Source organism: Chelatococcus asaccharovorans (genome assembly GCF_003201475.1).
Classification (GTDB): Bacteria; Pseudomonadota; Alphaproteobacteria; order Rhizobiales; family Beijerinckiaceae; genus Chelatococcus; species Chelatococcus asaccharovorans.
The window spans coordinates 742,944-766,976 of sequence record NZ_QJJK01000001.1; the positions used below are offsets into that span (position 1 = coordinate 742,944).

Genomic DNA, 24,033 nt, shown 5'->3' on the forward strand with positions numbered 1-24,033 from the left:
GGGGATACGCGGCTAAACCGAAACCTGCGTCCCGACCTCGACGACCCGGCCAGTCGGTATCTGGAAGAAGTCCGTCGCATCGCTGGCGTTGCGCGCCAGCGCAATGAAGAGCTTGTCCTGCCACAGCGGCATGCCGGACTGGGACGCGGGCCGGATGGAGCGGCGCGACAGGAAGAATGACGTCGACATGATATCGAACTTGAAGCCGAGTTTGCGCAGGATGGCGAGACCGCGCGGTACATTCGGCATCTCCATGTAACCGAATTTCATCTCGATCCGCCAGAAGCTGTCGGTCAGATGCTCCACCGCCACCCGCTCGCCGTTGCTCACGCGCGGCGTGTCGGCCGTGCGCACCGTCAGGACCACGTTCTTCTCGTGCAAAACCTTGTTGTGCTTCAGATTGTGCAGCAGGCTCGAGGGGGCCGTATCCGGATCGCTTGTCAGGAAGACCGCAGTTCCCTTGACGCGGTGCGGCGGGCTTTTCTCGAGCATGCCGATAAGCTCGCTGAGCGGCACATCGGTCTTGCGGGTCTTGGCGAAGAGGATCGCGCTGCCCCTTACCCACGTCCACATGATGAGGATGAGTACGGCCGCCATCATCAGCGGCACGTAACCGCCCGAGAACAGTTTGAGCAGATTGGCGGACAGGAAGGCAATGTCGATCGTCAGGAAGGGCGCCATCAGCGCAATGGCAGCGATGAAACTCCAGCGCCAGCCCTTCCAGATGAAAATGACGGCCAGGATGCCGTCCACGACCATCGCTCCAAAGACAGAGATGCCATAGGCGTGCGACAGGGCGCTGGACGTGCCGAACATGACGACCAACACGAGTACGCCGATCAGCAACAGCGAATTGACCCTCGGAATATAGAATTGCCCGGAATGCGACGCCGACGTGAAGCGGATCAGCATGCGCGGCAGAAGGCCAAGCTGGATAGCCTGCCGTGTCAGCGAGAACGCCCCTGTGATCACGGCCTGGCTGGCGATGATCGTGGCGAGCGTTGCCAAACATATGAATGGCACCAGCAGCGGTGCCGGCACCATGCGGTAGAAGGGATTATCGGCCGCAGACGGATCGCTGAGCACGAGCGCGCCCTGGCCGAAATAGTTCAGCACCAGGGCCGGAAACACAAAGATGAGCCACGCTGCCCGAATCGGCCCGCGGCCGAAATGCCCGAGGTCTGCATAGAGCGCCTCCGCGCCTGTCACCGACAGACACACGGCGCCGAGGATGAACAGCGCGATGCCGGGGTGGTGCGCGAGAAAAGCGATGCCATAGAACGGGTTGACAGCCCGAAACACCTCCGGCGCATCGGCGATGTGGAGAAGGCCAAGACCGGCAAGGCTCAGGAACCAGAGCACCATGATCGGGCCAAACAGAGCCGCGACCTTGCCGGTGCCGCGGCTCTGAACCGCGAACAGCGCGAACAGGATGACAATCGTGATCGGCACGACATAGGGATCGAGTTCCGGCGTCGTGAGCTTCACACCCTCGACGGCCGACAAGACCGAAATCGCCGGGGTGATCACGGCATCCCCATAGAACAGCGCCGCGCCGACGACCCCGAGCATGAGGACCGCCATGCGGCCCTTGCGCACGCTGCGCTGGGCGAGCGCCACCAGCGTGAGCGTGCCACCCTCCCCGTTGTTGTCGGCCCGGAGCAGCACCAGGACATATTTGCAGGTGACGACCAGGATGAGTGACCACAGGATCAGCGATATGACGCCGAGCACCGTTTCCCTCAGGGTCACGGCCGAGCCGGCCGTCGCGACGGCGATGGCCTCGCGCATCGCATAAAGCGGGCTCGTGCCGATATCGCCGAAGACGACACCGACGGCGCCCAGCATCAGTATCGGAAATGACGCCGAACGGGAGTGGCCTTCACTGTCGTCCCCGTCCGCGATAACGCCTGCGCTATCCCGTTCACTCAAAGCCGCATCTTTTTGCATGGAGGCCCGCTGTAAGGTCCGCTTCTGGCACGGAGGCCGGAATGTCTCTCATCTGGCCCGCCCGTTGATGCAACTGCAGCGGACCGGCACCGGAAGCGCATGAGGCGTCAACGCTCACGCGCAGACGCGGTTCCCGCGGCTGGCGAAAGGCCCGGATGGGTGCCCCATCGTGCGCGTATGAAACAACTGGCTCCGCGCTTCATCCCGCCACCTTTCATCGAGAGGAAGCGGCGCTATTCGGCCGCGCGCCGCTCGCTCATGCCGAAACGCCGTTCGATATATTCGGACACCAGCGCCTTGAAATCAGCGGCGAGCGTCGGCCCGCGCAAGGTCATCGCCTTGGCGCCATCGATGAACACGGGGGCAGCCGGCATCTCGCCCGTTCCCGGCAGCGAAATGCCGATATCGGCATGCTTCGACTCACCCGGTCCGTTGACGATGCATCCCATGACCGCAACGTTCAACGCCTCCACGCCGGGATAGCGCGCCTTCCACTCCGGCATGGAGGTGGAAATCCATGTCTGGATGTCACGCGCCAGTTCCTGGAACACCGTCGAGGTGGTGCGCCCGCAGCCCGGGCAGGCTGCGACCAGCGGCACGAAGGTGCGGAAGCCCATGGTCTGCAGGAGCTCCTGCGCCGCCTTCACTTCCAGCGTGCGGTCCCCGCCTGGCTCGGGCGTGAGCGAAAAGCGGATGGTATCGCCGATGCCTTCCTGAAGGAGAATGCCAAGGGCGGCCGACGAAGCCACGATGCCTTTGGACCCCATGCCGGCCTCGGTGAGGCCGAGGTGAAGCGCATAGTCCGAGCGGCGGGCGAGCTCGCGATAAACGGCGATGAGGTCCTGAATGGCAGACACCTTCGCCGAGAGGATGATGCGGTTGCGCGGCAAACCGATCTCCTCGGCCCGCTCCGCCGAGATGAGGGCCGACTGGATCATCGCTTCCTGCGTGACCGTGCGTGCCGGCAGCGGCCGGGCCGCAACCGCATTCGCATCCATCAGGCGCGTCAGCAGTTCCTGATCGAGCGAGCCCCAGTTGGCGCCGATGCGCACGGACTTGCCGCGTCGCGCCGCCTCCTCGACGATCATGCCGAACTGCCGGTCCTTCTTGTCCTTGAAGCCGACATTGCCGGGGTTGATGCGATATTTATCCAGCGCCTCGGCACAAGCGGGATGATCGGCCAACAGCTTGTGGCCGATGAAATGAAAGTCGCCGACGATCGGCACTTTGACGCCGCGGGCGTGCAGCTTGTCCCGGATGTGGGGGACGGCCCGCGCCGCCTCATCGCGGTCGACCGTGATACGGACGAGCTCGGACCCGGCCCGCGCCAGCGCGGCGACCTGCGCCACCGTGCCGTCGATATCCGCGGTGTCCGTGTTGGTCATGGACTGGACGACGATGGGGGCGCCGCCGCCCACCATCACATTCCCAACGGCCACGCCCACCGTGCGGTGGCGCGGTCGCGGACCACTCAGTTCAGGCATCGTATCTGGCAGGGCCATCAGGGCGGGACTCATGGGTGGAGACTCTTATCCGCCGACGCGGAGCACATCAAGACGCAGACGCTATGTCCGCGGAGGCTCACGCCTTAGCACCACAATGGCCACAAAGGCCGGTGATCTCGATCACCTCGGCCCGGGGCGTGAAATGCGCCTTCCGGCGGATGCCCTGCATCGCCGCGCTCAATTCGGGGGATGATACCTCATCCACGCCGCCGCAGCTTTCGCAGATCAGAAAGATCACGAGCTCATCAGCCGCATGCTGGTGCGGGCAGGCGACGAAGGCGTTCTGCGTCGCAAGCTTGTGGATGAGGCCATGTTCGAGAAGAAAATCCAACGCCCGATAGACGGTGATCGGCGCCATGCGGCGTCCGTGGCGCCGGGCCAGATCCTCGACGAGATCATAGGCGCCCAGCGGGCGATGGGTCGCGAGCAAGGTTTCCAGGACCTCGCGGCGAATAGGCGTCAGCCGTACTCCGAGGCGCTCGCACAGGGCCTCGGCCGCAGCCAGCGCCTTCGGGGCCTGGGCGGCACGCGTCTGGGCGTGGTCGCAATCATGAGCATGGTCGTGCCCATGAACCTCACCGAGGACATGAGCCTCGTCATGGATATGGGCATCATCATGGGCATGGGTATGGGGCTCGCCTCGGGCCTGTCGGCCCGCCTCGCCTGCGCGCAGTCCAGTTCGTGATGAAGGCATGTTCTCGGACATCGCGTTCCTGGAAATCGTCACTGCCGGCAATCTCGCTCGCTTGCCTCTACCGCACCTGTCGTTACCGTACTGCCGTTGCCATTCGTGGTCGCCGCCCGGGATGGCGGCAGGCATCATAACGATCTGATGCCGCCGGTCTCCTCAATCGCAGCACCTTGCGTACCACGGACCACAGGGCGCACGCCAGTGCGGCCACGATCCGGTCTCCGTCTCCCCCCCCCTCATATCGTGACGGCTGCCGGCAGCTTGAAGAGCCTGCGACTCCCTGTGACACTGCCCTTATGCAACAATGATAGCACCTTGCTGCTTTGCAGTTGCATCGCAGCATGCGAGCGGTAAGGCTTGAGGGGAAGGCTTGATAAGAAGGCGAACATCGTCAACGAGACTTCATTTCCTTGCCTCACGATCGCATTCTGATTTTCCCTGAGGAGTAGCATCATGTCACTGAAATCGCGGACGGCTGTGGTGACCGGGTCAACAAGCGGTATCGGGCTCGCCGTCGCGCGCGCCCTTGCCAGCGACGGGGCCAATGTGGTGATCAACGGTTTCGGCGACGCGGCGGCGATCGAAAAAGAACGCAGCGGCATCGAGAAGGATTTCGGCGTCAAGGCCGCCTATGTGGCGGCGGACCTCACCAAGGGTGAGGAATGCGCCAGGCTGATCACCGAGGCGGAAAAGACCTTCGGCACGGTGGACGTGCTCGTGAACAACGCGGGCATCCAGCATGTGGCGCCGATCGAGGAATTCCCGCCGGAGAAGTGGGACATGATCATCGCGCTCAACCTGTCCGCCGCCTTCCATGCAACCCGCGCCGCCGTGCCGGGCATGAAGGCGCGCAAATGGGGGCGCATCATCAACACCGCCTCGGCCCATGCGCTCGTGGCTTCGCCCTTCAAATCCGCCTATGTCGCGGCGAAGCACGGCATCGCCGGCCTGACGAAGACGGTGGCCCTCGAGACGGCGACCTTCGGCATCACCTGCAACGCGATCTGCCCCGGCTATGTCTGGACGCCGCTCGTGGAAAAGCAGATTCCCGATACCGCCAAGGCACGCGACATGACGGAAGAGCAGGTGAAGCGCGACGTGCTGCTGGCCGCCCAGCCCACCAAGGAATTCGTCACGGTGGAAGAGGTGGCGGCGCTCGCCCTGTTCCTCACGTCCGATGCGGCCCGGTCCATCACCGGCTCGATGCAGCAGATCGACGGCGGTTGGGTCGCCGAATAGCGGACAGATGACAATGGCGCGGCGCCTTTCGCAATCGGTACCAGCGGGTCCGCTGCATAGCGTGCTCTACATGCCGGCCAGCAATCGCCGCGCACTTGAGAAGGCGCGCTCGCTGAAAGCCGATGCCATCATCCTTGACCTCGAGGACGCGGTGGCACCGGCCATGAAAGCGGCAGCGCGCGGGGCCATACGGGAAGCGCTCGGCCCGGATGGCCTTTTATCCGGCCTGCGCGTCGTCCTGCGCATCAACGGCCTCGACACCGACTTCGGTGCCGATGATGTCGCGGCCCTCACCTATGCGCCGCGCTGGCCGGACGCTGTGCTCGTCCCCAAGGTCTCCAGCCCGGACGATCTCGCCCGTGTCGGCGCCGCCATGCGCCGGGCGGGCGCCCCGGGTGACCTGGCGCTTTGGGCTATGATCGAGACGCCGGCCGCCATCCTCAACCTGCGCGACATCGTCTCGGCGGCACCGGAAACCGGCCTCGCCTGCCTGGTGGTCGGTGCGAATGATATCGCCAAGGAAACGCGCATGCGCGTTTCCCCCGGCCGTGCTGCGCTCGTGCCCTTGCTGTCGTCGATCGTCGTCGCGGCCCGTGCCCATGGCCTTGCCGTGCTTGATGCCGTCTACAACGCCATCGGCGATGCCGACGGCTTCGCGGCCGAATGCGCACAGGGGCGCGACCTCGGCTTCGACGGCAAGACGTTGATCCACCCGAGCCAGATTGCTGCCGCAAAAGCCGCCTTCGCGCCTTCCGCCGACGAGATCGCCGAGGCGGAGGCGATCGTCGCTGCCTTCGCGCTGCCCGAGAACGCGCGTGCCGGCGCCATATCACTCGATGGGCGCATGGTTGAACGGCTCCATCTCGCCATCGCCGAGCAGATCCTGGAATCACGATGATGGCTGTCCGCCGGCCGCGGCAGACAATTCCCACAAACGCGCAAACGAAGGAAGGCCGGCGTCGCGACACCGGCCTGATCCCTCCCCTCAAGGGGAGGGATCAGCCGCGCGCGCCATACGAAGGAGCGCCCTTCTTTATTGCGCGCCCTTCTTATTCGCCCGCTCGATTGCCTTGCGGATGAGGTCCTTGGCCTCGTCCGCATCGCCCCAGCGCGCAATCTTCACCCATTTATTGGGCTCGAGATCCTTGTAGTGCTCGAAGAAATGCTCGATCTGCTTCAAGGTGATGTCCGGCAGGTCGCTGTAGTTCTGGACCCTGTCGTAACGCATGGTCAGCTTCGGCGCGGGAACCGCGATGATCTTCTCGTCGCCGCCTGACTCATCCTCCATCAGGAGGACCCCGACGGGGCGGCAGGCCATGATGGCGCCGGGAATGATCGCACGCGTATTGGCGATCAGCACGTCGCAGGGGTCGCCATCGTCCGACAGCGTATGGGGAATGAAGCCGTAATTGCCGGGGTAGCGCATCGCCGTATAGAGAAAGCGGTCCACCACCAGGGTGCCGGCCTCCTTGTCGAGCTCATACTTGATAGGCTCGCCGCCGATGGGCACCTCGATCACGACATTGACGGTATCGGGGGGATTGGAGCCGATCTTGACGGCATCGAGACGCATAGGAACCTCTTACGCATTGTTGCATTGCACCATGTCGGCGAGCGTTCATACCCGCCCGCGCCATGCGGCTGCAAGTCCCGAATAGCCGGCCGATCAAATTTGCGGCAAGACCTCCGAAGAGGAGGGCGGACCGGCGCTCAGCCTGGCACCGCCGTGGACCGTCGGCTTTATGGAAAAGTGTAGGCCACCTTGTCCAGCGTCACGCCGCTGAAACGGATCGGCGCCGTGCCGGCGCGCCGGCCGCCCAATCGCTCGTAAAAGGCGCAGGCCCGCGCATTATCGGACAGGGCCCAGACCACGAGCCCCTTGAACCCACTGGACGCAAGATCTCGCCGGGCCGTGGCGAACAGTTTTGTGCCGAAGCCGAGGCCCTGAAACAGCGGATCGAGATAGAGTTCGTCGATCTCACCGCGCTGGGCCATATTCAACGTGCGGCTGGGACCATAGCTCACGTAGCCGCCGATGCGATCGCCGAGATCGAGAACGAGAAGCGGGCGTTCGCGGCGGATCATCCGGGACCACCATACCGGCCCGCGCTTGGCGATCATGCGTTCCAGAGCAAGACCGGGAAGGATCCCGCGATAGGCCTCCCGCCAGGCTGCATCATGCACGTCTGTAAGGCCCGGCACATCGGCGGGGACAGGACGACGGACACTGACGACGAGCTCACCCATGAGATAATCCTAAGACGAGACCGGGGTCTCCGACAAGAGCCGCGATGCGGGACAGCTGCAACTTGGCCAAAATCCCCTTTCACAACATCGAGAAATAGCCGTGAGATGCGCCGATTCCAGGGCATTGGCGCGCCGGAAGGGGCCTCGTTGCGGCACTTCATCCCCATATGCCAGACCCGCAGTCATTGCCGGCTGGCGATCCTCCTGCTATGGGCGGGATTATCAAGGCTGATATCGAGGATCCGTGCTCAACCGCTTATTGAAGCCTGAATTGCGCTACGCCCGGCGCATGGCCCGCACCGCCCGATGGGATCGCCCGCTTGGCGGGGTTCTCGACCGCGCGAATGCCTTCGCCAGCATGCTTTTCGTCGACCACGGCATTTTTCGCGTCATCTATCTCAACCGTCACCGCGTGACGGATCGCTTCTGGCGCGCCGCCCAGCCCACGCCGGCCCAGCTGCGCGCGATCGCGCGACGCGGCATTCGCACGATCATCAATCTGCGTGGCGGGCGCGATTACGGCTCCTGGCCGCTGGAGCGCGACGCCTGCGCCGCGGCCGGCCTCAGCCTGAAGGAATTCGTGCTGCGCTCGCGCGAGGCGCCGGACAAGGAAACGCTGTTCGCGGCGCGCGATCTCCTGGCCGATCTTGAGTATCCGGTCCTCGTCCATTGCAAGTCCGGCGCCGATCGCGCGGGCTTCATGGCCGCGCTTTTCCTGATCATCGCCGAAAACAAGCCGGTGGCACAGGCCAAGCGCCAGCTCTCGGCGCGCTACGGCCATTTCCGCTTCGCCAAGACCGGCATTCTCGATGCCTTCCTCGATCTCTACGCGCGCGAGGGCGAGGCCAAGGGCATCGATTTTTTCACCTGGGTCGAGCAGCACTACGACCCGGAGCAGCTCAAGCGCGACTTCAAGACACGCTTCTGGTCCGACATGATGGTCGACCGCCTGCTGAAGCGCGAATAGACGGAGCCTGACGGCTCACGCAGGCTGCGTCTCGCCATCATCGGCCAGCTGCAGCCGGTGGAAATTGGCGTAAAGCCCGCCGGCGGCGACAAGATCCTCATGGCGGCCGGTCTCGGCGATCCGGCCGCGATCCATCACCACGATCAGGTCAGCCTGCCGCACCGTCGACAGCCTGTGGGCGATGACGAGGGTCGTGCGGCCCTGCATCAGCTCCGCCAAAGCATCCTGCACGAGCCGCTCGGATTCCGCGTCGAGCGCAGAGGTGGCCTCGTCAAGCAGCAGGATCGGCGCGTTCTTCAGGATGGCGCGGGCCAGCGACAGCCTTTGGCGCTCGCCGCCGGAAAAGCGCGAGCCGCGATCGCCGGCACGTGTCTCGTAGCCATCGGGCAGCCGCATGATGAAATCATGGGCGGCGGCGGCCTTTGCGGCGGCCTCGATCTCCGCATCGGTCGCCCCGGGGCGACCGAAGGCGATGTTGGCGCGGATGGTGTCGTCGAAGATGACCACATCCTGGCTGACCACGGCAATGGAGGCGCGCAGACTCGCGACCGTCACGTCCCGCACGTCCTGGCCATCGATCGTCACGGCGCCGCCGGTCACGTCATAGAGGCGGGGAACGAGCGCCATCAGCGTCGACTTGCCCGAGCCGGAACGGCCGACGAGCGCGGCCGTGCGGCCCGCCGGCAGCACGAGGTCGATGCCGTTCAGCGCCGACGCTTCGGCATGATAGCTGAAGCGGACATCGTTGAAGGCGAGCTCGCCCTTGCCGAGCGCAAGCGGCTTGGCATCAGGCCGGTCGACGATGGTCGCCGGCTCGTCCATCACTTCATAAAAGCGCTTCAGCGCGGACATCGCCTCCTGGACGATGGCGTTGAGATTGCCGAGCGTGCGGATGGGCTGGGCCGCCATGAGAAGCGCCGTCACGAAGCCGGTGAAATCACCGACGGTGCTGGTTCCCGCGAGAATGCGCCAGCCGGTATAGGCCAGCACCGCCGCAATGGCGAGGCCGCCTGCGACCTCAAGGAGCGGGTCGAGACGGGCGCGGGCATTGGCGGACTTCATCTTGAGCTCGCGCACCTTCTCGAAGGCTCCGCGCGCCTGGTCCTTGAGGTAGCCTTCCAGCCCGAAGGTCTTGGCCACGCGCGCGCCGCCCAAGCTCTCGGAGACGAGGCTCGCCATCGACCCGATCTCTTCCTGGGTCGACGTCGCGACGCGGCGCAAACGCTTGCCGAGTTTGGCGATCGGGCGGCTGGCGAAAGGCGCGATCGCGCCGGCGAGAAGCGTGAGGACCGGATCGATCCACAGCATGGCGATGACGAGCGCGATCATCGTGGCGCCATCGCGCAGCAACACGGTGAAGACCCGCGCCATCGCCTCCTTGATATAGATGAAATCCGTGCTGAAGCGCTGGGTGAGCATGGCCGGGCTCTCGCGAGAGAGCTGCGCCAGGTCGCCATCGATGAGATGCGCGTAAAGAGCGCTCTGCATGTCGGCCTCGATGCGGGTGACCACCGTGTTGGTCAGCACCGTCTGGAAATACATGGCGAAGCCGCGTACGAGGGTCGCGGCAATGACGACCAGCGGCGCCAGCAGCAATGCGCGCTCATCCTTCGCCGTGAAAGCATCGAAGGCCTTGGAGATCAGGACCGGATATGTACCCGTCGTCGCCGCCACCACGACGACGAGCACCAGCGAGAGGGCCAGCGTCGGCCAGTGCGGCTTCACCCACGCGTGCCACAGACGCAGGAGCGTCGGAAGGGTATCGCCAGGCAACTCGGGCAGCTTGATGGGTTTCATGGCAACCGCGCTAGCATACCACCGGACAACTCACAACGCGGAGGCCCCTGATCGGTGCTCGCCCCGGCGGAACTGCCAGACGCTGGACCTCTTGAGTTCGCTGTCCTCCAGCGTCCGCGTCACCGGCACGCTGTAGGTTGCGAGCACCTCCAGCCGATCCTTGGGCAGATAGCTGCGACCGGGATCGCCGATCAGCACGTTGGCCCCCCGCGCCGCCAGCGCCGAAAGCCAGACGCCAACCCTTGCGGCGAGATCACGCTCATAGAAGATGTCTCCGGCGAGAACGACATCCCACCCTTCTTCAGCGCCGACGATGTCCCGCGTGATCGGCGTCACGTCGACGCCATTCGCCTCAGCGTTGAGACCAATGGCCGCGGCAGCAAAGCCGTCAATGTCGGCGCAGATCACATCCACACCGCCGGCGCGCGCCGCAGCGATGCCAACGAGGCCGGAGCCGGCCGCGAAATCGAGCACTTTTCTGCCGCGCACCACATCCGGATTGTCGATGATATAGCGCGCCAGCGCCTGCCCGCCCGCCCAGGCGAAAGCCCAGAACGGCGGTGGCAGGCCGAGCGTACCGATCTCCTCCTCGGTCTTCTGCCAGAGCGCGGTCGCCTCATCGGCAACATAGAGGCTGATTTCCGGCGCGTGGGGCACAGGGAGGAGACGTGTGTGGCCTTCAATGAAGCCGCGCCGTGCCGCTGCACTGTCGTCGATCATGGCACTCCTCCCGCCTGGCCGGCCGCAGGCCGTTCCTCCAGAAGTCCGGCGTAGAGGCGGCCCACCGCATCCATGACATGGCGCTCGGTATAGCCTGTCAGGATACGCTCGCGCGCGGCGTTCCCCAAACGGGCCACGAGCGCCGGGTCGGCGGCCAGACGCTGCAGCGCCTCGGCAAGCGCCCCTGCCTCCGCCGGTACCACGACGCCCTCCGTGCCGTCCCGCACCAGGCTGCGACAGCCCGGAACATCCGTGGTCAGAAGAGCGCGCCCGCAGATGGCGCCTTCCAGGAGCGTGCGCGGCAATCCCTCGCCTCCTCGCGATGGCAGCAGGCAGACATGATGGTCGCGCCAGACCGCCCCCGGATCCCGCGTCGGGCCATGCCAATGGATTCCGGGGATCTCACCCCAGGCGCGCAGGCGCTGCTCGGGCACCGCCTTTGGATTGGAGGGATCGGGCGAACCATAAAGCGAAAGCGTCACATCGGCCCCGGCGACGCGCGCCCGGCGCACCGCCTCTACCGCGAGGTCGATGCCCTTGGACCAGAGCATGCGCGCCACCACGGCGACCCTGAGCGGCGGCTGGGCAGGCATGGGTGTGACAGGATAGGCATCTGGATCGACGCCTGCGCCACCGACGATCACGACGCGTGGGTCGGTCGGGCTCAAGCCCAGCACCCGCGGGTCATCCTCGTTTTCGAACAGGTAGCGCGTCCCCTCCCCGTCCAAGGGACCACGCAAGACCGCGCTGAGCCCGAGGCGCGCCAGCCGCCCGACGACATCACGCCGCGCGCCGAAGAAGCCGAAGCCGGTGACGGCATAGACGCGATTGCGAATTTTCGCGAAGCGCGCCGCGAGGCCGCCAAGCAGGATCACCCTGAGCGCGATGCAATGCAGGATATCGGGGCGTTGTTCCCTCAGGATACCCGTGAGCGTCCTGAGATAGCGCAGGACGGCGAAAGGATTGAGGCTGCGCCGCTCCGCATCGAGCGCGATGACGCGCGCGCCCGTCGCCTCGATCTCGGCGCGATGGGCCCGCACGCGCGTCACCACCGTGACATCGAGGCCCATCTCCCGCGCCTTCCGTGCCATCGGCAGGAAATGCGACACGAAGAACCAGTCTTCGGTGATGAGAAACAGAACGGAGCGTGCTGTCACAATGAGACTGACCGATCGCGCATGGCATGGCTGAACGTGGGATCGCGCCCCTTACCATCCACGCGCATGGTGCGGCAATCGCCATCGACGCCGCACATGCTCGCAACTGCGGCCCGTAAGCCGGCCGCAGTTGCGCCTTTGCATCGTCACATGGTCGCGCCGACCTGCCACGGCACGAATTCCGTGTCTCCGTAGCCGTTCTGTTCGGACTTGGAGCGTTCGCCGGAGGCGACCTTCAGCACCGTCTCGAAAATCTCCTTGCCCTTGTCGGCAATCGAGACGCCGTCGAGCACGTCCCCGCAGTTGAGATCCATGTCGTCGATCATGCGCTCGTACATCACGGTGTTCGTCGCGATCTTGATCGAGGGGGTCGGCTTGCAGCCATAGGCGGACCCGCGGCCGGTCGTGAAGCAGAGAACATTGGCACCGCCCGCGACCTGGCCCGTGGCCGAGACCGGATCGTAGCCGGGCGTATCCATATAGACAAAGCCATGCCGATCGATGGGCTCGGCATAGTGATAGACGCCGGCCAGGGTCTTCGTGCCGCCCTTGGCGGCCGCGCCCAGAGACTTCTCGAGGATGGTGGTGAGGCCACCGGCCTTGTTGCCCGGCGAGGGATTGTTGTTCATCTCCATCTTGTTGCGAGCGGTGTAATCCTCCCACCAGCGGATCATGGAGACGAGCTTCTCCCCCGTCGCGCGGTCGGCTGCGCGGCGCGTGAGCAGATGTTCCGCGCCATAGATCTCGGGGGTTTCCGACAGGATCGCCGTGCCGCCCTGATTGACGAGGATATCGACCGCCGCCCCCAGCGCCGGATTGGCGGTGATGCCGGAGTAACCGTCCGACCCGCCGCACTGCAGCGCAAGCACGATCTCCGACGCCGGCACGGTGGTGCGCCTGGCTTTCCCCACGATCGGCAGCATGTCGCGTATGGCCTCGGCACCCGCTGCGACCGTTTTCTTCGTACCGCCGACATCCTGGATGACGAAGGTGCGGAACGTGTCGCTCTCCTTCACGCCATAGGCCTCCATCCAGCGGCTGATCTGGAAGCCCTCGCAGCCGAGGCCGACCATGAGCACGCCGGCCATGTTGGGGTTGGTGGCATAGCCCCACTGGGTGCGCTTCAGGATCTCGTAGCCCTCGCCCTTCACATCGAGGGCGCAGCCACCGCCGTGCACGAGCGGAATGACCCCGTCTATGTTGGGATGATCGTCGAGGAGGCCGGAGCGTTCGATTTCCTTGGCGATGTAGCGCGCGACGGTCGCCGAACAATTCACCGAGGTGAGGATGCCGATGTAGTTGCGGGTGCCGACCTTGCCGTTGGCACGGCGGAAGCCCTGGAACGTCGCCTGCTCGGCGAGCGGCAGCACGGGCTCGTCACGCGCGTCCTCGGCAAAATGATACTCGCGCGCAAAGGCGTGCATCTCGACATTGTGTTCATGCACCCAATCGCCGGGCGCAATCGGGCAGGAGGCGAAGCCGATGATCTGTCCGAACTTGCGAACCGGCTCGCCCTGGGCGATCGGCACGATCGCCATCTTGTGGCCGCGCGGGACGCGCGCGGTCGCGACGACACCCTCGGCCAATGCGCCTGGCTCGATCGGATCGACGGCGACGATGATGTTGTCGGCGTCGTTCAGACGGATGGTGCGGGACGACCGGGGGCGGTCCGAAACTAACTGATCCATGGACGGATATTCCTCAAGCCGCGGACCTCGCGACCTGCTCCTTCGATTTCATCGCCACAAATTGTCATGGCCGGCGCAATAAGCAAGTGCTCGTAGGATCGCCGGAACGGCGACCCTGGACTCATTCCAACCGGGCCGTTACGCCTAACATGTTAGCTCCGCGTAAACGAGCCCCTGTCGGCGGCGGTGCCCTGCTAATCTGCGAGGATCACGCCTTTGCGAATGAGAAAGCACCCGTAGGGTCGCAGGTCCCCCGCCTGGACCACGGCAAAGGCTTTCCGGGCCGCGTCGTAGAAGGCATAACGTTCGATCCCCTCCGCCGGCAGCGCGATCCCTGCGGCGGCATCGACCACGCGCTGAACCTCCTGCTGGATCAGCGGAACCGTGTCGGGATCTCCGACGACTTCCATGCGACGGACGGGATCGGACACGAAAGTGTCGATCGGCAGGAGCGTCAGCACGGCCTCCACGGCCCGCGAGAGCTTCAGGCCCGGCAGGCGGACGAGCTTGCCCGACAGCGTGGCACCCGCGACCGTCTCGGCGGGAAAATTGGCGTCGACGATGGCGATGTCATCGCCGTGCCCCATGGCGGCGAGAACCCACAGGAGATCCGGCGTCAGCAGCGGATCAATGCCCTTGAGCATGCGTTTTCCTCATGAATCGGTCGGTTATGAACTGGCAACAGACGGCGTGGCGCAGCCGCGGTCACACCGGCACCGGCGCCTCGGACTGGAGCAGGCCTTTGTCCTTCAGATCCGCCCACAGGGCGGCCGGCACCGGTGTGGCGAAAGCCGCGATATTGGCGCTGACCTCATCGGGCGCAACAGCGCCCAGAATGAGAGTAGCGACAGCGGGATGTCCCAGCGCGAACTGCATGGCCGCCTTGGGCAGGGATACGCCATGCGCCTTGCAGACGGCGTCGATGGCCGCCACCCGGTCCAGTATCGGCTGGGGCGCCGGCTTGTAGTTGTAGCGGGCACCGGGAACCGCGCCAGTGGCGAGAATGCCGGAATTGAACACCCCGCCCAGCATGACGCCGACATTGCGCGCCTGCGCCAGCGGCAGGAAGCTCACGAGCGCGGGCTGTTCCAGCAGCGAATAGCGCCCTGCCAGCAGCACGCAATCGAGATCGGCCATGCGCACAAACCGCTCGCAGATGTCAGCCTCGTTGACGCCGATGCCGATCGCCTTGACAACGCCCTCGTCGCGCAGGCGTCGCAGGGCCGGATAGGCGCCCGCCATGACTTCGGCGATCCGGCCCTCGATGGCATCGGCGCCATGGGTCCAGACATCGACGTCGTGGATGAGGACGATCTCGATGCGGTCGGTCCCGAGACGCAGCAGGGACTGCTCGAGCGCGCGCATCGTCCCGTCATGGGAATAATCGAAGATTGGCCGGTGCGGCAGGCCGCCGGCGAAGCCAGGCGCCGCCACCGCCGGTCCAGACGTGCCGTCCGCTGATGCGACGGCGCGCGGGCGCCAGGGGTCCATGACGCGGCCGACCTTGGTTGAAATGATCACCTGATCGCGCGGCAGGCGTCGCAGCCCGGTGCCAAGGCGATGCTCGGCCAGGCCCCGTCCGTAGTGTGGCGAGGTGTCGAACAGCCTGATGCCACCCGCGATGGCCGCAGCGATGGTGGCCAGCGCGGCCTCTTCATCAAGCCGCCGGTAGAGATCGCCGAGCGGCGCCGTGCCGAAGCCGAGAATGGGCACGTGAAGATCCGTCCCGCCGAGGCGGCGGCTCGCGATTGGGCCCCGCGTCGAGGCGGCCGGCCCGGATTGCTCCGGACTGAACCCCGGATCGGGCTTGTGTGGATGAGGCTTCGGTGAGGGCTTCTGTGAGGGCTTCTCTTGCGACTTCTCTTGTGACTTCGCGGGGGAAGGGTCTGACGTCATGGGGGCGGCACCGATCAAAGCGGCAGGACAATGCAACCATGGACATACCAGAATTCTGAGAAAACGGGGCGAGACAAATCACTTCGGTTGCAACGTCGTGGCAGGGTTGATGCGGTCCCGGGCGTCGCATTTGGCGCAATTCCGCGGTGCCTTTGCGACAAGCAGCTCATCATAAGCACTGGGGACAATTCGACACGCAGTTTTCTCGGATTGAGCCGACCGCAAAAGAAGCCTAGGCTCGTGACACTTTATAGTGAAGTTAAAGAAATATTAACGAGCGTGGATTAACACAAGATTAACCATAATGAATTTTAATTTATTGATTGCGAGGATAGGGGACCGCCATGGGCTATGCGTGGCCAACGTCACATTCCGACATGGAAGAAGAAGAAAGCAGCATGGCAAGTACTGTTCTCACAGCAGATCAGCTACACATCTCCTTTTCCTGGGCGTTTCCGATTATCCACGACATTGTCAATCCGGTATATGCCTATATGCTTCCGGACAATTCAAATCTGGCCGAACAATTGAGCCGGATCCACGGCGCGGCGATCATGACGCTCCTGGCCGACACAAGCTGCGACCGCGAATCAATCATCTCATGCCTCTACCAGACCTATGACCAGCTTGGGCTCGACCATAAGAAATGCGTGGCCCTGCATAACATGATCATGAAAGAATTGACCGCGGTGATCGCCGTCCGCAATCGCCAATCGCCACGCCGTCGCGCCGAGCTGGAGGCCGTCATCGCCTTGCGGCTGGGGCTGATCGACCGGGAAGAGCGGCGGATCGTCAATTTCTCGGCGGCTCGCCGCGCAGCCTGATCGCGGCCGTTCTGCCGCAGCCTGAACGCAGTGACGCGCGCCACGATCCCCCTCAGAACGCCTTGAACGTGATGAGCGTCCGCGTATCGGCGATGCCGGGCACGGTCTGCACCTTCTGGGCGACAAAATGACCGATGTCCACGTCGGCATCAACGTGAAACTTCACAAGTATATCGTAATCGCCGGCGATGGAATAAATCTCCGAGGCGATTTCGCGATCCGCGATCTCGCTGGCGACTTCATAAGTTCTACCCAGCTTGCACTTGATCTGCACAAAGAACGTTTGCATCAGCGGTTTCCTCGGAGACGGGATGACAGGTTCAGGACTTTGGTTGCGCATCAGATCCATGCAAAGCTTTACGCGCTTCCGGTCCGATGCTCAGTGCTGGCGAACGAAAAGGGACGGCTGGAGCCGTCGCGTCGCCTCAGCGACGCAGCCGGCAGCGACCGCCTTGATGAGATCGCCCGGCACGAACAGAAGGCTGCCGAGTGCTGCCTGCTGGAGGCTGAGCTTGGCTGAGAAGGCGAGCCAGGCAATGCCGAGCGCATAGACAACGACGATACCGCCGACGATCGAGGCGACGATGGCCGCCCACAGCACCGGCAGGCGCACGAGCCGCGCCATCACCCAGCCGGTCACGGCAACGCCTGGAATCCAGCCGATGAGGAAGCCGGCGGTTGGCCCCGCCAGCACGCCGATGCCGCCCCGCCCCCCTGCCAGCAGGGGCGCGCCGAGCAAGACCACGGCGATGAACAGGCAGATGGCGGCGGTGCCGTAGCGCGCACCGAGCAGGACGCCCGCCAGCATCACGCCGAGCGTCTGCATGGTGATCGGCACGCCGGCGACGAAGGGCAGGTTGAAGGCCGGAAACAGACCGAGCACAGCGAGAAGCGCCGCGAAGAGCGCGATGCGGACGAGATGACGCGTTTCCATGCCTACTCCCTGTCGCGACCGGCCGAAGGGTCCGTCGCCGCCGCGCGTGGTTTATCCTTCACTGCTTCTCGCGATGAAAAGCCACGCGCGTCAAGCGATTCCGACACATGATCGGCCATCACGAGGGTTTCCGCCACAAAGTTCGCAACGAGACGCAGTGGCCGCCGGCGACTGGAGCGGGCGCGCCAGGCTTCCTCACGCGCCTGCCACTGCGCGAGCAGCACGGGCACGAAACGCAGCACGAGGGCAATCGCCAGGGACAGGCGCTCCGGATCGAACCCAAGGATGCGCAAGGGCCGGAGCAGCGGCTCCAGCGACGCCATGAGGGCACGCAGGGTCGTCGTCATCGTGACGAGATCCGCGGCGAGCACCATCAGGATAATGCGCAACAGCGAGACCGCGGCTGCCTGCCAGCTGTCGGTCCAGACCTGCAGCAGCCCGATGCCGAGGAGGATAGGGACAAGCGGCCGCAGCGCCGAGATGTGCAGGAGCGCCTCGCGCCCCAATGTCGCATAGACCCCGACGACCGCGCAGAGCCCGAGCATAAGCAGCCGCCAGTCCGTGACCGGCAGGACGGCGACGCTGATCACCGCGACGGCGATGAGCTTCACGCCGGCCGGCAGCCGGTGCAGCCAGGTGGGGCGCGCGAGATAGGCGGAGATCATGATGCCAGCACGCGGAGCGTGGCCGCCTCGCGATAGGCCGGGAGGATACGCCCCGGAGGGCCCTCGGCGACGACACGCCCGCGGTCCAGCCAGATGATGCGGTCGCAATCGGCGAGCAGCTCGAGATCGTGGCTGGCCATCACGACCTGCAGCGGGAGTTCCGCGATCAGCCGCCGGAACGCCATCCGCATCGGCAGGTCGAGGCTGGCAAATGGCTCGTCCAGGAGCAGCAGCGAGGGACTGGCGGCCAGCACGCTGATGATCGCGACACGCTGGCGCTCGCCGCCCGACAGTTCATGAACCGCCCGGCCCTCCCATGAGGCGCAGCCGTGTGCCGCCAGAAATCGCGCGGCTTCCGCCTCGGCGGCACGTCCCTTCAGGCCTCGGTTGGCAAAGCCGAAGGCGACCTCCTCCCCCACCGTGGGAAAGATGATCTGATGGTCGGGGTTCTGGAAAACAAAGCCGATTTCGCCCGGCAATTCCTTGCGGTGCCGGCGCGTGTCACGCGCGCCGACCCAGACGTCTCCGCTGTCCGGCAAGATGAGGCCGTTGATCAGGCGTAGAAGCGAGCTTTTGCCGGAGCCATTGTCGCCGATCAGCCCGACCCGCCTTTCGGAGACGGTGAGATCGAGCCCGTCGAACAGCCGGTGCCCGCCCCGCGCCAGTCGAACGCGATCGAATCTGATCAAGTGGAGACGGGACGTCTCGATCATTACAGCGGCACCATAACTCAGCGGGCGATAACCAAAGCCGGGATGAACGCAGATGGCAACATCCCTCCTCCTCGCAAAATCTCCCCTCCTCGTATGCCCGCGCGCGACCGCGCGATGCAAACCGCCGTTCCGGCCGGCCGATCAGCGCAGGCGCAGCGGCGAACGCGGGTCGACGAGCAACCACAGGGTGCCGGCGATCGAGGCGACGCCGATCGCGCCGAAGGCTATGGCGTCGCCTGCGACCCAATCCGGCGCCTCAAAGGGCCGGGCGTGGAAGAGCGCGACTGAATTGCTAAGCCCTTGATGGGACACGATAAGGAAGGCGAAGAGGTTTGTGCCGAAATGCATGCCCATCGCCGCGCCGAGATCGCCGGTGAGGGCGACCGCGATTACGGTCACAGCGGCGAAAGCGGCGATATTCACGAGGAGCGCCAGGTTCATCCAACCCGTTGCTTCAGGATCCCAGTGGAGCAGGGTGAAGATGAGGGAAGGAATGCCCGCCCAGATCCACGGGCTCGTGAAGCGCGCGCCGAGGATCTGCATGATGTAGCCGCGGAACAGAACCTCCTCCGCGGAGGTCTGGATCAGGATGATGATGATGAAGGGAACGAGCCAGACGAGCCAGGTGCCGAAAGCCACATCGCCCACGGCGAGCGAGGGGTCGACGACATAGGCGGCGAATTCCGCGACGAAACCTGCAAAGAGTGCGGCGAGGGTGCCGCGGACGAAATGGTCGCGCGTGATGTGCCCGTCCGCTCCCAGCACGCTCGCCAGCCGTCGCTTCTGCAGCCGGGCCAAGGCCAGCCACACGCCGATCCAGACGCTCCCGATGGACGCCAGCATAATGAACATCCCGCCCGGCGTCGCCAGGAGGTCGGTCGTCGTGAGAAAGGCGTCGTCGCCGGCCACTCCGTCATCCAAGAGGCTGAAGAACAGGCCCGCGAAAGCGACGATAAAGAACTGAGCGACAAAACAGATGGCCACGATCACGACGCAGCCGGCGACGAGAAGCCCGATGCTGAGGCGCCCGCCACGTGCATTGTCGAGGTAACGGAGGAAGGGAGGCCGGCTCTGCATGGTCACACCACATGATCCGATCGCGAAATATGCGAGGATCTCTGGTGAGGCTCGCCTGTCGCCTTGGTGAACATCGGCGCATGGGTCGGCTGTCGCCAGACGGCAGCGGCCGGGAACGCCGAACGAATGTCAGGACATATCGAAACCGTAAAAATCTCCGGACGGTACAACGGGGCAAAGACGGCTTGCCGGATCGAGAGCGATTGCAGACGGGCGGCATCCGACCCGGCAACGGCATCGCCCTGCGACTCGCGATCCCCGTCACACCTCGCGTCAATACACGCGAACCCGCGATATTGGGAAGCCCTCCGTTCTCAGGCCGTGACCGCGAAACGGCTCCGGGGGACGGCACCTGCTTGTCGCCCGCCGGTGACGGCGTGCGTCTGGCCCGCGCTCGCCTTGTCCGTCGCGTGAGATAAGAAGGGTTGTATTATGCTCGCCATTCCATCAGTCCCGCATTCCCCCTGGCCGTAGCTTGGGCTAGGCTCAACCGTTTTCCGCACGGGGGCAGCTTTGCGCCGATATATCTGGATCGTCGTCCTCGCCCTGGCTGCGACCGGCCTTTTCGCGCGCCTGATCGTCGTCCTGGGCAACGGCAATGAAGTCACGACAACGGCGCATTTCGACGATCTGCAAACCGACCCTTCGCGCATGCGGGCCTTTCTCCGCCGGATGCCGAAGGGGGGCGATCTCCACACGCATCTGTCCGGCGCGGTCTACGCGGAGCGCTATGTCGCCTGGGCGATCCGCGACGGACTTTGTCTGCGACGTTCCGACATGACGCTGATGGCGCCGCCGGCCGAGGTTGGCCAGGGTCAGCCGTGCGGCGCCGATCCGTCTGCCATACCCGTCGCGGATGCCGTATCCGGGCGAAATGGCCAGACACACTACGATCTCCTGATCAATGCCTTGTCCATGCGCTGGTTCCTGCCCTCCCTGGAGGTGCCGTCGGGGCACGATCAGTTCTTCAGCACGTTCAGCAAGTTCAACGCGGCAACCGGCGGAGACAATTGGGACAAGACCGCACAAAGCATCGCCGCGATGACGGTGGACCAGCTCCGGCAATATGACGCGGAAGCCGTGCACTATGTCGAGTTCATGGCGACCTTCTTCGAGGGCGAGCAACGGCGTGAGATGGCGCAGGCGATCGGCCAGGAGGCCGAGCCTGCCGCCATGCTGGAAGCCCTCGAGCGCGCGGGCCTCGCCGACCTGGTGACGGCGCGGGCTCAGCAGCTCAGCGACCTGATGGGCCGGATCGAGAGCCTGCGGGACTGCGGATCCGACAAGCAGCATCCGGGCTGCGCCGTGACCTTCCGCTTCATCGCCCAGATCAATCGCAACAGCGCACCCGCGGAGGTTTTCGCGCAGACGGCGCTTGCCACGGCACTGGTGCGCAAGGCACCGCATATCGTGGTGGGCATCAACTATGTGGGGCCGGAAGATTACCGGATCTCATTGCGTGACTACCGCACCCACATGCGCTGGATCCGCTTCCTCGCCCGCGATGATGTGCCCGTCGCGCTGCATGCCGGCGAATTGTGGATGGGACTGGTGCCTCCGCCTGATCTTGCGTTCCACATCCGCGATGCGGTCGAAACCGCGGGCGCGCGCCGCATCGGCCACGGCACGGCGGTGGTCTTCGAGCGCGACATGGACGGCCTCCTCGCCGAGATGCGCCGCCGCGGCGTCACCGTCGAGATTGCGCTCACGTCGAGCGATGTCATCCTGGGGGTGCGCGGCAAGGAGCATCCGATTACGCTCTATCTGGCCGCGGGCGTGCCCGTGGTTCTCGCAACGGACGACGCCGGCGTGTCGCGCATCGATCTCGGCAACGAATATTACCGTGCCGCCCGCGACCATGGCCTCGGCTATCGGCGGCTCAAGGCGATAGCCCGGAACGCCATCGTCCATTCATTCTTGATGGCTGACGAGAAGCAGAAGGAGCTCGATCGGCTCGATCGTTCGTTTGCCGCCTTCGAGCAGGCTGTGGCGACGGAGCAATCCCCGCTCGACCAGATCAGGGCGATGGGACTTGCCCTGTTCGCGACCGGGTCCTGAGGCGCGCGCAGCCGGGGCCGGATTCAGCCAGCCGGCTGTCGCGGAAACAGTCCGAACTTGTTTGAAAATATCCCTGGACTATCGCCAGCCTCAAGGCGGCTGGTGGAGCTGAGGGGAATCGAACCCCTGACCTCTGCAGTGCGATTGCAGCGCTCTCCCATCTGAGCTACAGCCCCCGACCCGGCGGGTTTGCGCGTTGTAGGGCGCCTCCATGGGCAATGTCAATCGCCCAGAATGATCACACCCCGTGAATTGTTCGGCGCCGGTCTGCACCAAACGCGGCCCCGCCTTTCGCGCACAATTCTTGTGCCGCCGGGATACCGCGGCTACACAGACCCGATGATGCAACGTCAGGCGCGCCCATGATCTCTTTCATCAACCTCATTCTTACGGTCATCGATGTTTATTCCTATCTCGTCATCGCCTCGGCGATCATGAGCTGGCTGGTGGCGTTCAATGTCATCAACCCGCGCAACGATATCGTGCGCGCGATCGGCAACTTCCTGTATCAGATCACGGAACCCGCGCTGCGGCCCATCCGCAACATCCTCCCCAACCTCGGCGGCGTCGATATCTCGCCCGTGATTCTGCTGCTGTTGCTGTGGTTCGTGTCCAGCCTGATCCGGGAATATGCCTACAGCCTCCTCCTCTGAGGCGCGGCCGTGGCGCGTCGACGACAAGGGCATCCTCGTCGTGACCGTGCGCCTGACGCCGCGCGGCGGACGTGATGCGCTTGACGGCATCGCGGTCCTGTCGGACGGGCGCGCCGTCATCAAGGCGCGTGTGCGGGTGGCGGCGGAGGACGGTGCCGCCAATGCTGCGCTGATCGCCATGCTCGCAAAGGCGGCCGGGGTGCCGGCTTCCGCGGCCAGCCTGAAAAGTGGCCATCGCATGCGTCTCAAGACGATAGCGCTGGCCGGCAATGCAACAGATATCACCGGGCGCCTCACTGAAATGCTCGGTAGATTATCGCAGACCGGTGATCGAGGAGAGAGCCAGTGAGCGCGATCATTATCGACGGCAAAGCTTTCGCAGCAGGCCTGCGCGAGCGTCTCACGGGGGCTGTGGCCGCTTTCGGCGCGTCCGTCGGAACCGCGCCCGGCCTTGCCGTCGTCTTGGTGGGCGAGGATCCGGCCAGCCAGGTCTATGTGCGTTCGAAAGCGAAGCAGACGGTCGAGATCGGCATGCGCTCCATCGAGCACAAGCTGCCGGCGAGCGTGAGCCAGCGGGATCTGGAAGACCTCGTTCGCCGGCTCAACGCCGATGACGCGGTCGACGGCATCCTTGTCCAGCTCCCCCTGCCTCCCGGGCTCGATGCCACGCCGGTGATTGCCCTGATCGATCCGTTCAAGGACGTGGACGGTCTCACCGACGCCAGCGCCGGGCGCCTGGCCAGCGGACGCGCCGGGCTCGTGCCGTGCACCCCGCTCGGCGCGATGATGCTCATCAACTCCGTCCTGCCCGATATTGCCGGCGCCGAGGCGGTCGTCGTCGGCCGGTCGAATCTCGTCGGCAAGCCGATCGCCCAACTGCTCCTGCAACAGAATGCGACGGTGACGATCGCCCATTCGCGCACCCGCGACCTCGCCGCGGTGTGTCGCCGGGCCGACATCCTCGTCGCCGCGGTCGGCCGTCCAGAGATGCTCGGCGCCGACCATGTGAAGGACGGCGCCGTCGTGATCGACGTGGGCATCAACCGTATTCCCGCGCCCGACCTTGGCGAGGGGAAGACGCGCCTTGTCGGCGATGTCGCCTTTGACGCGGTGGTCGGCAAGGCCCGGGCGATCACGCCCGTGCCCGGCGGCGTCGGCCCCATGACCATCGCCTGCTTGCTGAGGAATACGCTGACCGCCGCGCGCCTGCGCCGCGGGCTCGCCGACACGGCTGTGTGAGGCCCATTTTATG

General features: G+C 64.9%; 24 protein-coding genes and 1 tRNA gene. 8 read left to right on the forward strand and 17 right to left on the reverse strand.

Going from position 1 to position 24,033, the window contains the following annotated elements; genetic code table 11:
• Positions 1 to 12 precede the first annotated feature (12 nt).
• From C7450_RS03490 to C7450_RS03500, 3 genes are all read right to left on the reverse strand, one after another.
• The gene (locus C7450_RS03490; RefSeq protein ID WP_110372959.1) at positions 13 to 1,950 is read right to left on the reverse strand and encodes a potassium transporter Kup; all 1,938 of its coding nucleotides are present in this window, start codon (positions 1,948 to 1,950) and stop codon (positions 13 to 15) included.
• 233 nt (positions 1,951 to 2,183) lie between these two features.
• On the reverse strand, positions 2,184 to 3,467 hold the full coding sequence (ispG, locus tag C7450_RS03495; RefSeq protein ID WP_110372960.1) for a flavodoxin-dependent (E)-4-hydroxy-3-methylbut-2-enyl-diphosphate synthase: 1,284 nt from the start codon (positions 3,465 to 3,467) through the stop codon (positions 2,184 to 2,186).
• Between the two features lie 64 nt (positions 3,468 to 3,531).
• The gene (locus C7450_RS03500; protein ID WP_110373242.1) at positions 3,532 to 4,149 is read right to left on the reverse strand and encodes a Fur family transcriptional regulator; all 618 of its coding nucleotides are present in this window, start codon (positions 4,147 to 4,149) and stop codon (positions 3,532 to 3,534) included.
• 450 nt (positions 4,150 to 4,599) lie between these two features.
• Between C7450_RS03500 and C7450_RS03510 the strand changes: the two genes are divergently transcribed.
• A complete protein-coding gene (locus C7450_RS03510; protein ID WP_110372962.1) occupies positions 4,600 to 5,385 on the forward strand; it encodes a 3-hydroxybutyrate dehydrogenase in 786 nt (261 codons plus the stop codon).
• Positions 5,386 to 5,398: 13 nt separating this feature from the next.
• Positions 5,399 to 6,283, forward strand: a complete 885-nt coding sequence (locus tag C7450_RS03515; protein WP_110373243.1) for an HpcH/HpaI aldolase/citrate lyase family protein — start codon at positions 5,399 to 5,401, stop codon at positions 6,281 to 6,283.
• A gap of 135 nt (positions 6,284 to 6,418) precedes the next feature.
• Here the strand turns inward: C7450_RS03515 and ppa are convergent, their stop codons facing one another.
• Both ppa and C7450_RS03525 read right to left on the reverse strand, forming a co-directional pair.
• Complete coding sequence (ppa, locus tag C7450_RS03520; RefSeq protein ID WP_110372963.1) at positions 6,419 to 6,958, reverse strand: inorganic diphosphatase; 540 nt, start codon at positions 6,956 to 6,958, stop codon at positions 6,419 to 6,421.
• 167 nt (positions 6,959 to 7,125) lie between these two features.
• Complete coding sequence (locus C7450_RS03525) at positions 7,126 to 7,632, reverse strand: GNAT family N-acetyltransferase (protein ID WP_110372964.1); 507 nt, start codon at positions 7,630 to 7,632, stop codon at positions 7,126 to 7,128.
• A gap of 244 nt (positions 7,633 to 7,876) precedes the next feature.
• Between C7450_RS03525 and C7450_RS03530 the strand changes: the two genes are divergently transcribed.
• On the forward strand, positions 7,877 to 8,599 hold the full coding sequence (locus C7450_RS03530) for a protein tyrosine phosphatase family protein (RefSeq protein ID WP_110372965.1): 723 nt from the start codon (positions 7,877 to 7,879) through the stop codon (positions 8,597 to 8,599).
• 15 nt (positions 8,600 to 8,614) lie between these two features.
• Here the strand turns inward: C7450_RS03530 and C7450_RS03535 are convergent, their stop codons facing one another.
• From C7450_RS03535 to C7450_RS03560, 6 genes are all read right to left on the reverse strand, one after another.
• Positions 8,615 to 10,396: an ABC transporter ATP-binding protein gene (locus C7450_RS03535; RefSeq protein ID WP_110372966.1), complete on the reverse strand. Its 1,782-nt coding sequence runs from the start codon at positions 10,394 to 10,396 to the stop codon at positions 8,615 to 8,617.
• A gap of 30 nt (positions 10,397 to 10,426) precedes the next feature.
• Complete coding sequence (locus tag C7450_RS03540) at positions 10,427 to 11,116, reverse strand: class I SAM-dependent methyltransferase (RefSeq protein WP_110372967.1); 690 nt, start codon at positions 11,114 to 11,116, stop codon at positions 10,427 to 10,429.
• Positions 11,113 to 12,273, reverse strand: a complete 1,161-nt coding sequence (locus C7450_RS03545; RefSeq protein ID WP_281064257.1) for a glycosyltransferase family 4 protein — start codon at positions 12,271 to 12,273, stop codon at positions 11,113 to 11,115. Before C7450_RS03545 ends, C7450_RS03540 begins: the two co-directional genes overlap by 4 nt.
• Positions 12,274 to 12,419: 146 nt before the next feature.
• Complete coding sequence (locus tag C7450_RS03550) at positions 12,420 to 13,961, reverse strand: UxaA family hydrolase (protein WP_110372968.1); 1,542 nt, start codon at positions 13,959 to 13,961, stop codon at positions 12,420 to 12,422.
• A 194-nt stretch (positions 13,962 to 14,155) separates the two neighbouring features.
• Complete coding sequence (locus tag C7450_RS03555) at positions 14,156 to 14,605, reverse strand: RbsD/FucU family protein (protein WP_110372969.1); 450 nt, start codon at positions 14,603 to 14,605, stop codon at positions 14,156 to 14,158.
• Between the two features lie 61 nt (positions 14,606 to 14,666).
• The gene (locus C7450_RS03560; RefSeq protein WP_245449453.1) at positions 14,667 to 15,674 is read right to left on the reverse strand and encodes an aldo/keto reductase; all 1,008 of its coding nucleotides are present in this window, start codon (positions 15,672 to 15,674) and stop codon (positions 14,667 to 14,669) included.
• A 527-nt stretch (positions 15,675 to 16,201) separates the two neighbouring features.
• Here C7450_RS03560 and C7450_RS03565 point away from each other — a divergent pair.
• Positions 16,202 to 16,681: a hypothetical protein gene (locus tag C7450_RS03565; protein WP_110372971.1), complete on the forward strand. Its 480-nt coding sequence runs from the start codon at positions 16,202 to 16,204 to the stop codon at positions 16,679 to 16,681.
• A gap of 52 nt (positions 16,682 to 16,733) precedes the next feature.
• On the opposite strand, the gene C7450_RS03570 is transcribed toward C7450_RS03565, so the two are convergent.
• From C7450_RS03570 to C7450_RS03590, 5 genes are all read right to left on the reverse strand, one after another.
• A complete protein-coding gene (locus C7450_RS03570; RefSeq protein WP_110372972.1) occupies positions 16,734 to 16,970 on the reverse strand; it encodes an Lrp/AsnC ligand binding domain-containing protein in 237 nt (78 codons plus the stop codon).
• Positions 16,971 to 17,060: 90 nt separating this feature from the next.
• Positions 17,061 to 17,615, reverse strand: coding sequence for a biotin transporter BioY (locus C7450_RS03575; RefSeq protein ID WP_110372973.1), 555 nt, complete (start codon positions 17,613 to 17,615; stop codon positions 17,061 to 17,063).
• A gap of 2 nt (positions 17,616 to 17,617) precedes the next feature.
• Positions 17,618 to 18,280 (reverse strand): energy-coupling factor transporter transmembrane component T family protein, encoded by a 663-nt coding sequence (locus tag C7450_RS03580; RefSeq protein WP_110372974.1) that lies wholly within the window; start codon positions 18,278 to 18,280, stop codon positions 17,618 to 17,620.
• Positions 18,277 to 18,969 (reverse strand): energy-coupling factor ABC transporter ATP-binding protein, encoded by a 693-nt coding sequence (locus C7450_RS03585; protein WP_245449454.1) that lies wholly within the window; start codon positions 18,967 to 18,969, stop codon positions 18,277 to 18,279. Before C7450_RS03585 ends, C7450_RS03580 begins: the two co-directional genes overlap by 4 nt.
• Before the next feature lie 165 nt (positions 18,970 to 19,134).
• Complete coding sequence (locus C7450_RS03590) at positions 19,135 to 20,070, reverse strand: CPBP family intramembrane glutamic endopeptidase (RefSeq protein ID WP_110372976.1); 936 nt, start codon at positions 20,068 to 20,070, stop codon at positions 19,135 to 19,137.
• Positions 20,071 to 20,583: 513 nt separating this feature from the next.
• On the opposite strand from C7450_RS03590, the gene C7450_RS03595 reads away from it, so the two are divergent.
• Entirely contained in the window at positions 20,584 to 22,128 is a 1,545-nt protein-coding gene (locus C7450_RS03595; protein ID WP_110372977.1) for an adenosine deaminase family protein, read from the forward strand.
• A gap of 100 nt (positions 22,129 to 22,228) precedes the next feature.
• Here C7450_RS03595 and C7450_RS03600 read toward each other — a convergent pair.
• Positions 22,229 to 22,304: transfer RNA gene (locus tag C7450_RS03600), tRNA-Ala, on the reverse strand.
• Positions 22,305 to 22,490: 186 nt separating this feature from the next.
• Here C7450_RS03600 and C7450_RS03605 point away from each other — a divergent pair.
• From C7450_RS03605 to folD, 3 genes are read left to right on the forward strand one after another with little or no spacing between them, the layout of a single operon-like run.
• On the forward strand, positions 22,491 to 22,781 hold the full coding sequence (locus C7450_RS03605) for a YggT family protein (RefSeq protein WP_110372978.1): 291 nt from the start codon (positions 22,491 to 22,493) through the stop codon (positions 22,779 to 22,781).
• A complete protein-coding gene (locus C7450_RS03610) occupies positions 22,759 to 23,130 on the forward strand; it encodes a DUF167 family protein (protein ID WP_110372979.1) in 372 nt (123 codons plus the stop codon). Before C7450_RS03605 ends, C7450_RS03610 begins: the two co-directional genes overlap by 23 nt.
• On the forward strand, positions 23,127 to 24,020 hold the full coding sequence (folD, locus tag C7450_RS03615) for a bifunctional methylenetetrahydrofolate dehydrogenase/methenyltetrahydrofolate cyclohydrolase FolD (RefSeq protein WP_110372980.1): 894 nt from the start codon (positions 23,127 to 23,129) through the stop codon (positions 24,018 to 24,020). Before C7450_RS03610 ends, folD begins: the two co-directional genes overlap by 4 nt.
• The last annotated feature ends 13 nt before the right edge of the window (positions 24,021 to 24,033 follow it).

Bases quoted from the DNA above. Each gene is read 5' to 3' on its own strand.
- C7450_RS03550 (WP_110372968.1), bottom strand. From the start codon at position 13,961: ATGGATCAGTTAGTTTCGGACCGCCCCCGGTCGTCCCGCACCATCCGT.
- ispG (WP_110372960.1), bottom strand. From the start codon at position 3,467: ATGAGTCCCGCCCTGATGGCCCTGCCAGATACGATGCCTGAACTGAGT.
- C7450_RS03580 (WP_110372974.1), bottom strand. From the start codon at position 18,280: ATGATCTCCGCCTATCTCGCGCGCCCCACCTGGCTGCACCGGCTGCCG.
- C7450_RS03515 (WP_110373243.1), top strand. From the start codon at position 5,399: ATGGCGCGGCGCCTTTCGCAATCGGTACCAGCGGGTCCGCTGCATAGC.
- C7450_RS03565 (WP_110372971.1), top strand. From the start codon at position 16,202: ATGGGCTATGCGTGGCCAACGTCACATTCCGACATGGAAGAAGAAGAA.
- C7450_RS03510 (WP_110372962.1), top strand. From the start codon at position 4,600: ATGTCACTGAAATCGCGGACGGCTGTGGTGACCGGGTCAACAAGCGGT.
- ppa (WP_110372963.1), bottom strand. From the start codon at position 6,958: ATGCGTCTCGATGCCGTCAAGATCGGCTCCAATCCCCCCGATACCGTC.
- C7450_RS03490 (WP_110372959.1), bottom strand. From the start codon at position 1,950: ATGCAAAAAGATGCGGCTTTGAGTGAACGGGATAGCGCAGGCGTTATC.
- C7450_RS03610 (WP_110372979.1), top strand. From the start codon at position 22,759: ATGCCTACAGCCTCCTCCTCTGAGGCGCGGCCGTGGCGCGTCGACGAC.
- C7450_RS03535 (WP_110372966.1), bottom strand. From the start codon at position 10,396: ATGAAACCCATCAAGCTGCCCGAGTTGCCTGGCGATACCCTTCCGACG.
- C7450_RS03500 (WP_110373242.1), bottom strand. From the start codon at position 4,149: ATGCCTTCATCACGAACTGGACTGCGCGCAGGCGAGGCGGGCCGACAG.
- C7450_RS03605 (WP_110372978.1), top strand. From the start codon at position 22,491: ATGATCTCTTTCATCAACCTCATTCTTACGGTCATCGATGTTTATTCC.
- C7450_RS03570 (WP_110372972.1), bottom strand. From the start codon at position 16,970: ATGCAAACGTTCTTTGTGCAGATCAAGTGCAAGCTGGGTAGAACTTAT.
- C7450_RS03575 (WP_110372973.1), bottom strand. From the start codon at position 17,615: ATGGAAACGCGTCATCTCGTCCGCATCGCGCTCTTCGCGGCGCTTCTC.
- C7450_RS03525 (WP_110372964.1), bottom strand. From the start codon at position 7,632: ATGGGTGAGCTCGTCGTCAGTGTCCGTCGTCCTGTCCCCGCCGATGTG.
- C7450_RS03590 (WP_110372976.1), bottom strand. From the start codon at position 20,070: ATGCAGAGCCGGCCTCCCTTCCTCCGTTACCTCGACAATGCACGTGGC.
- C7450_RS03555 (WP_110372969.1), bottom strand. From the start codon at position 14,605: ATGCTCAAGGGCATTGATCCGCTGCTGACGCCGGATCTCCTGTGGGTT.
- C7450_RS03540 (WP_110372967.1), bottom strand. From the start codon at position 11,116: ATGATCGACGACAGTGCAGCGGCACGGCGCGGCTTCATTGAAGGCCAC.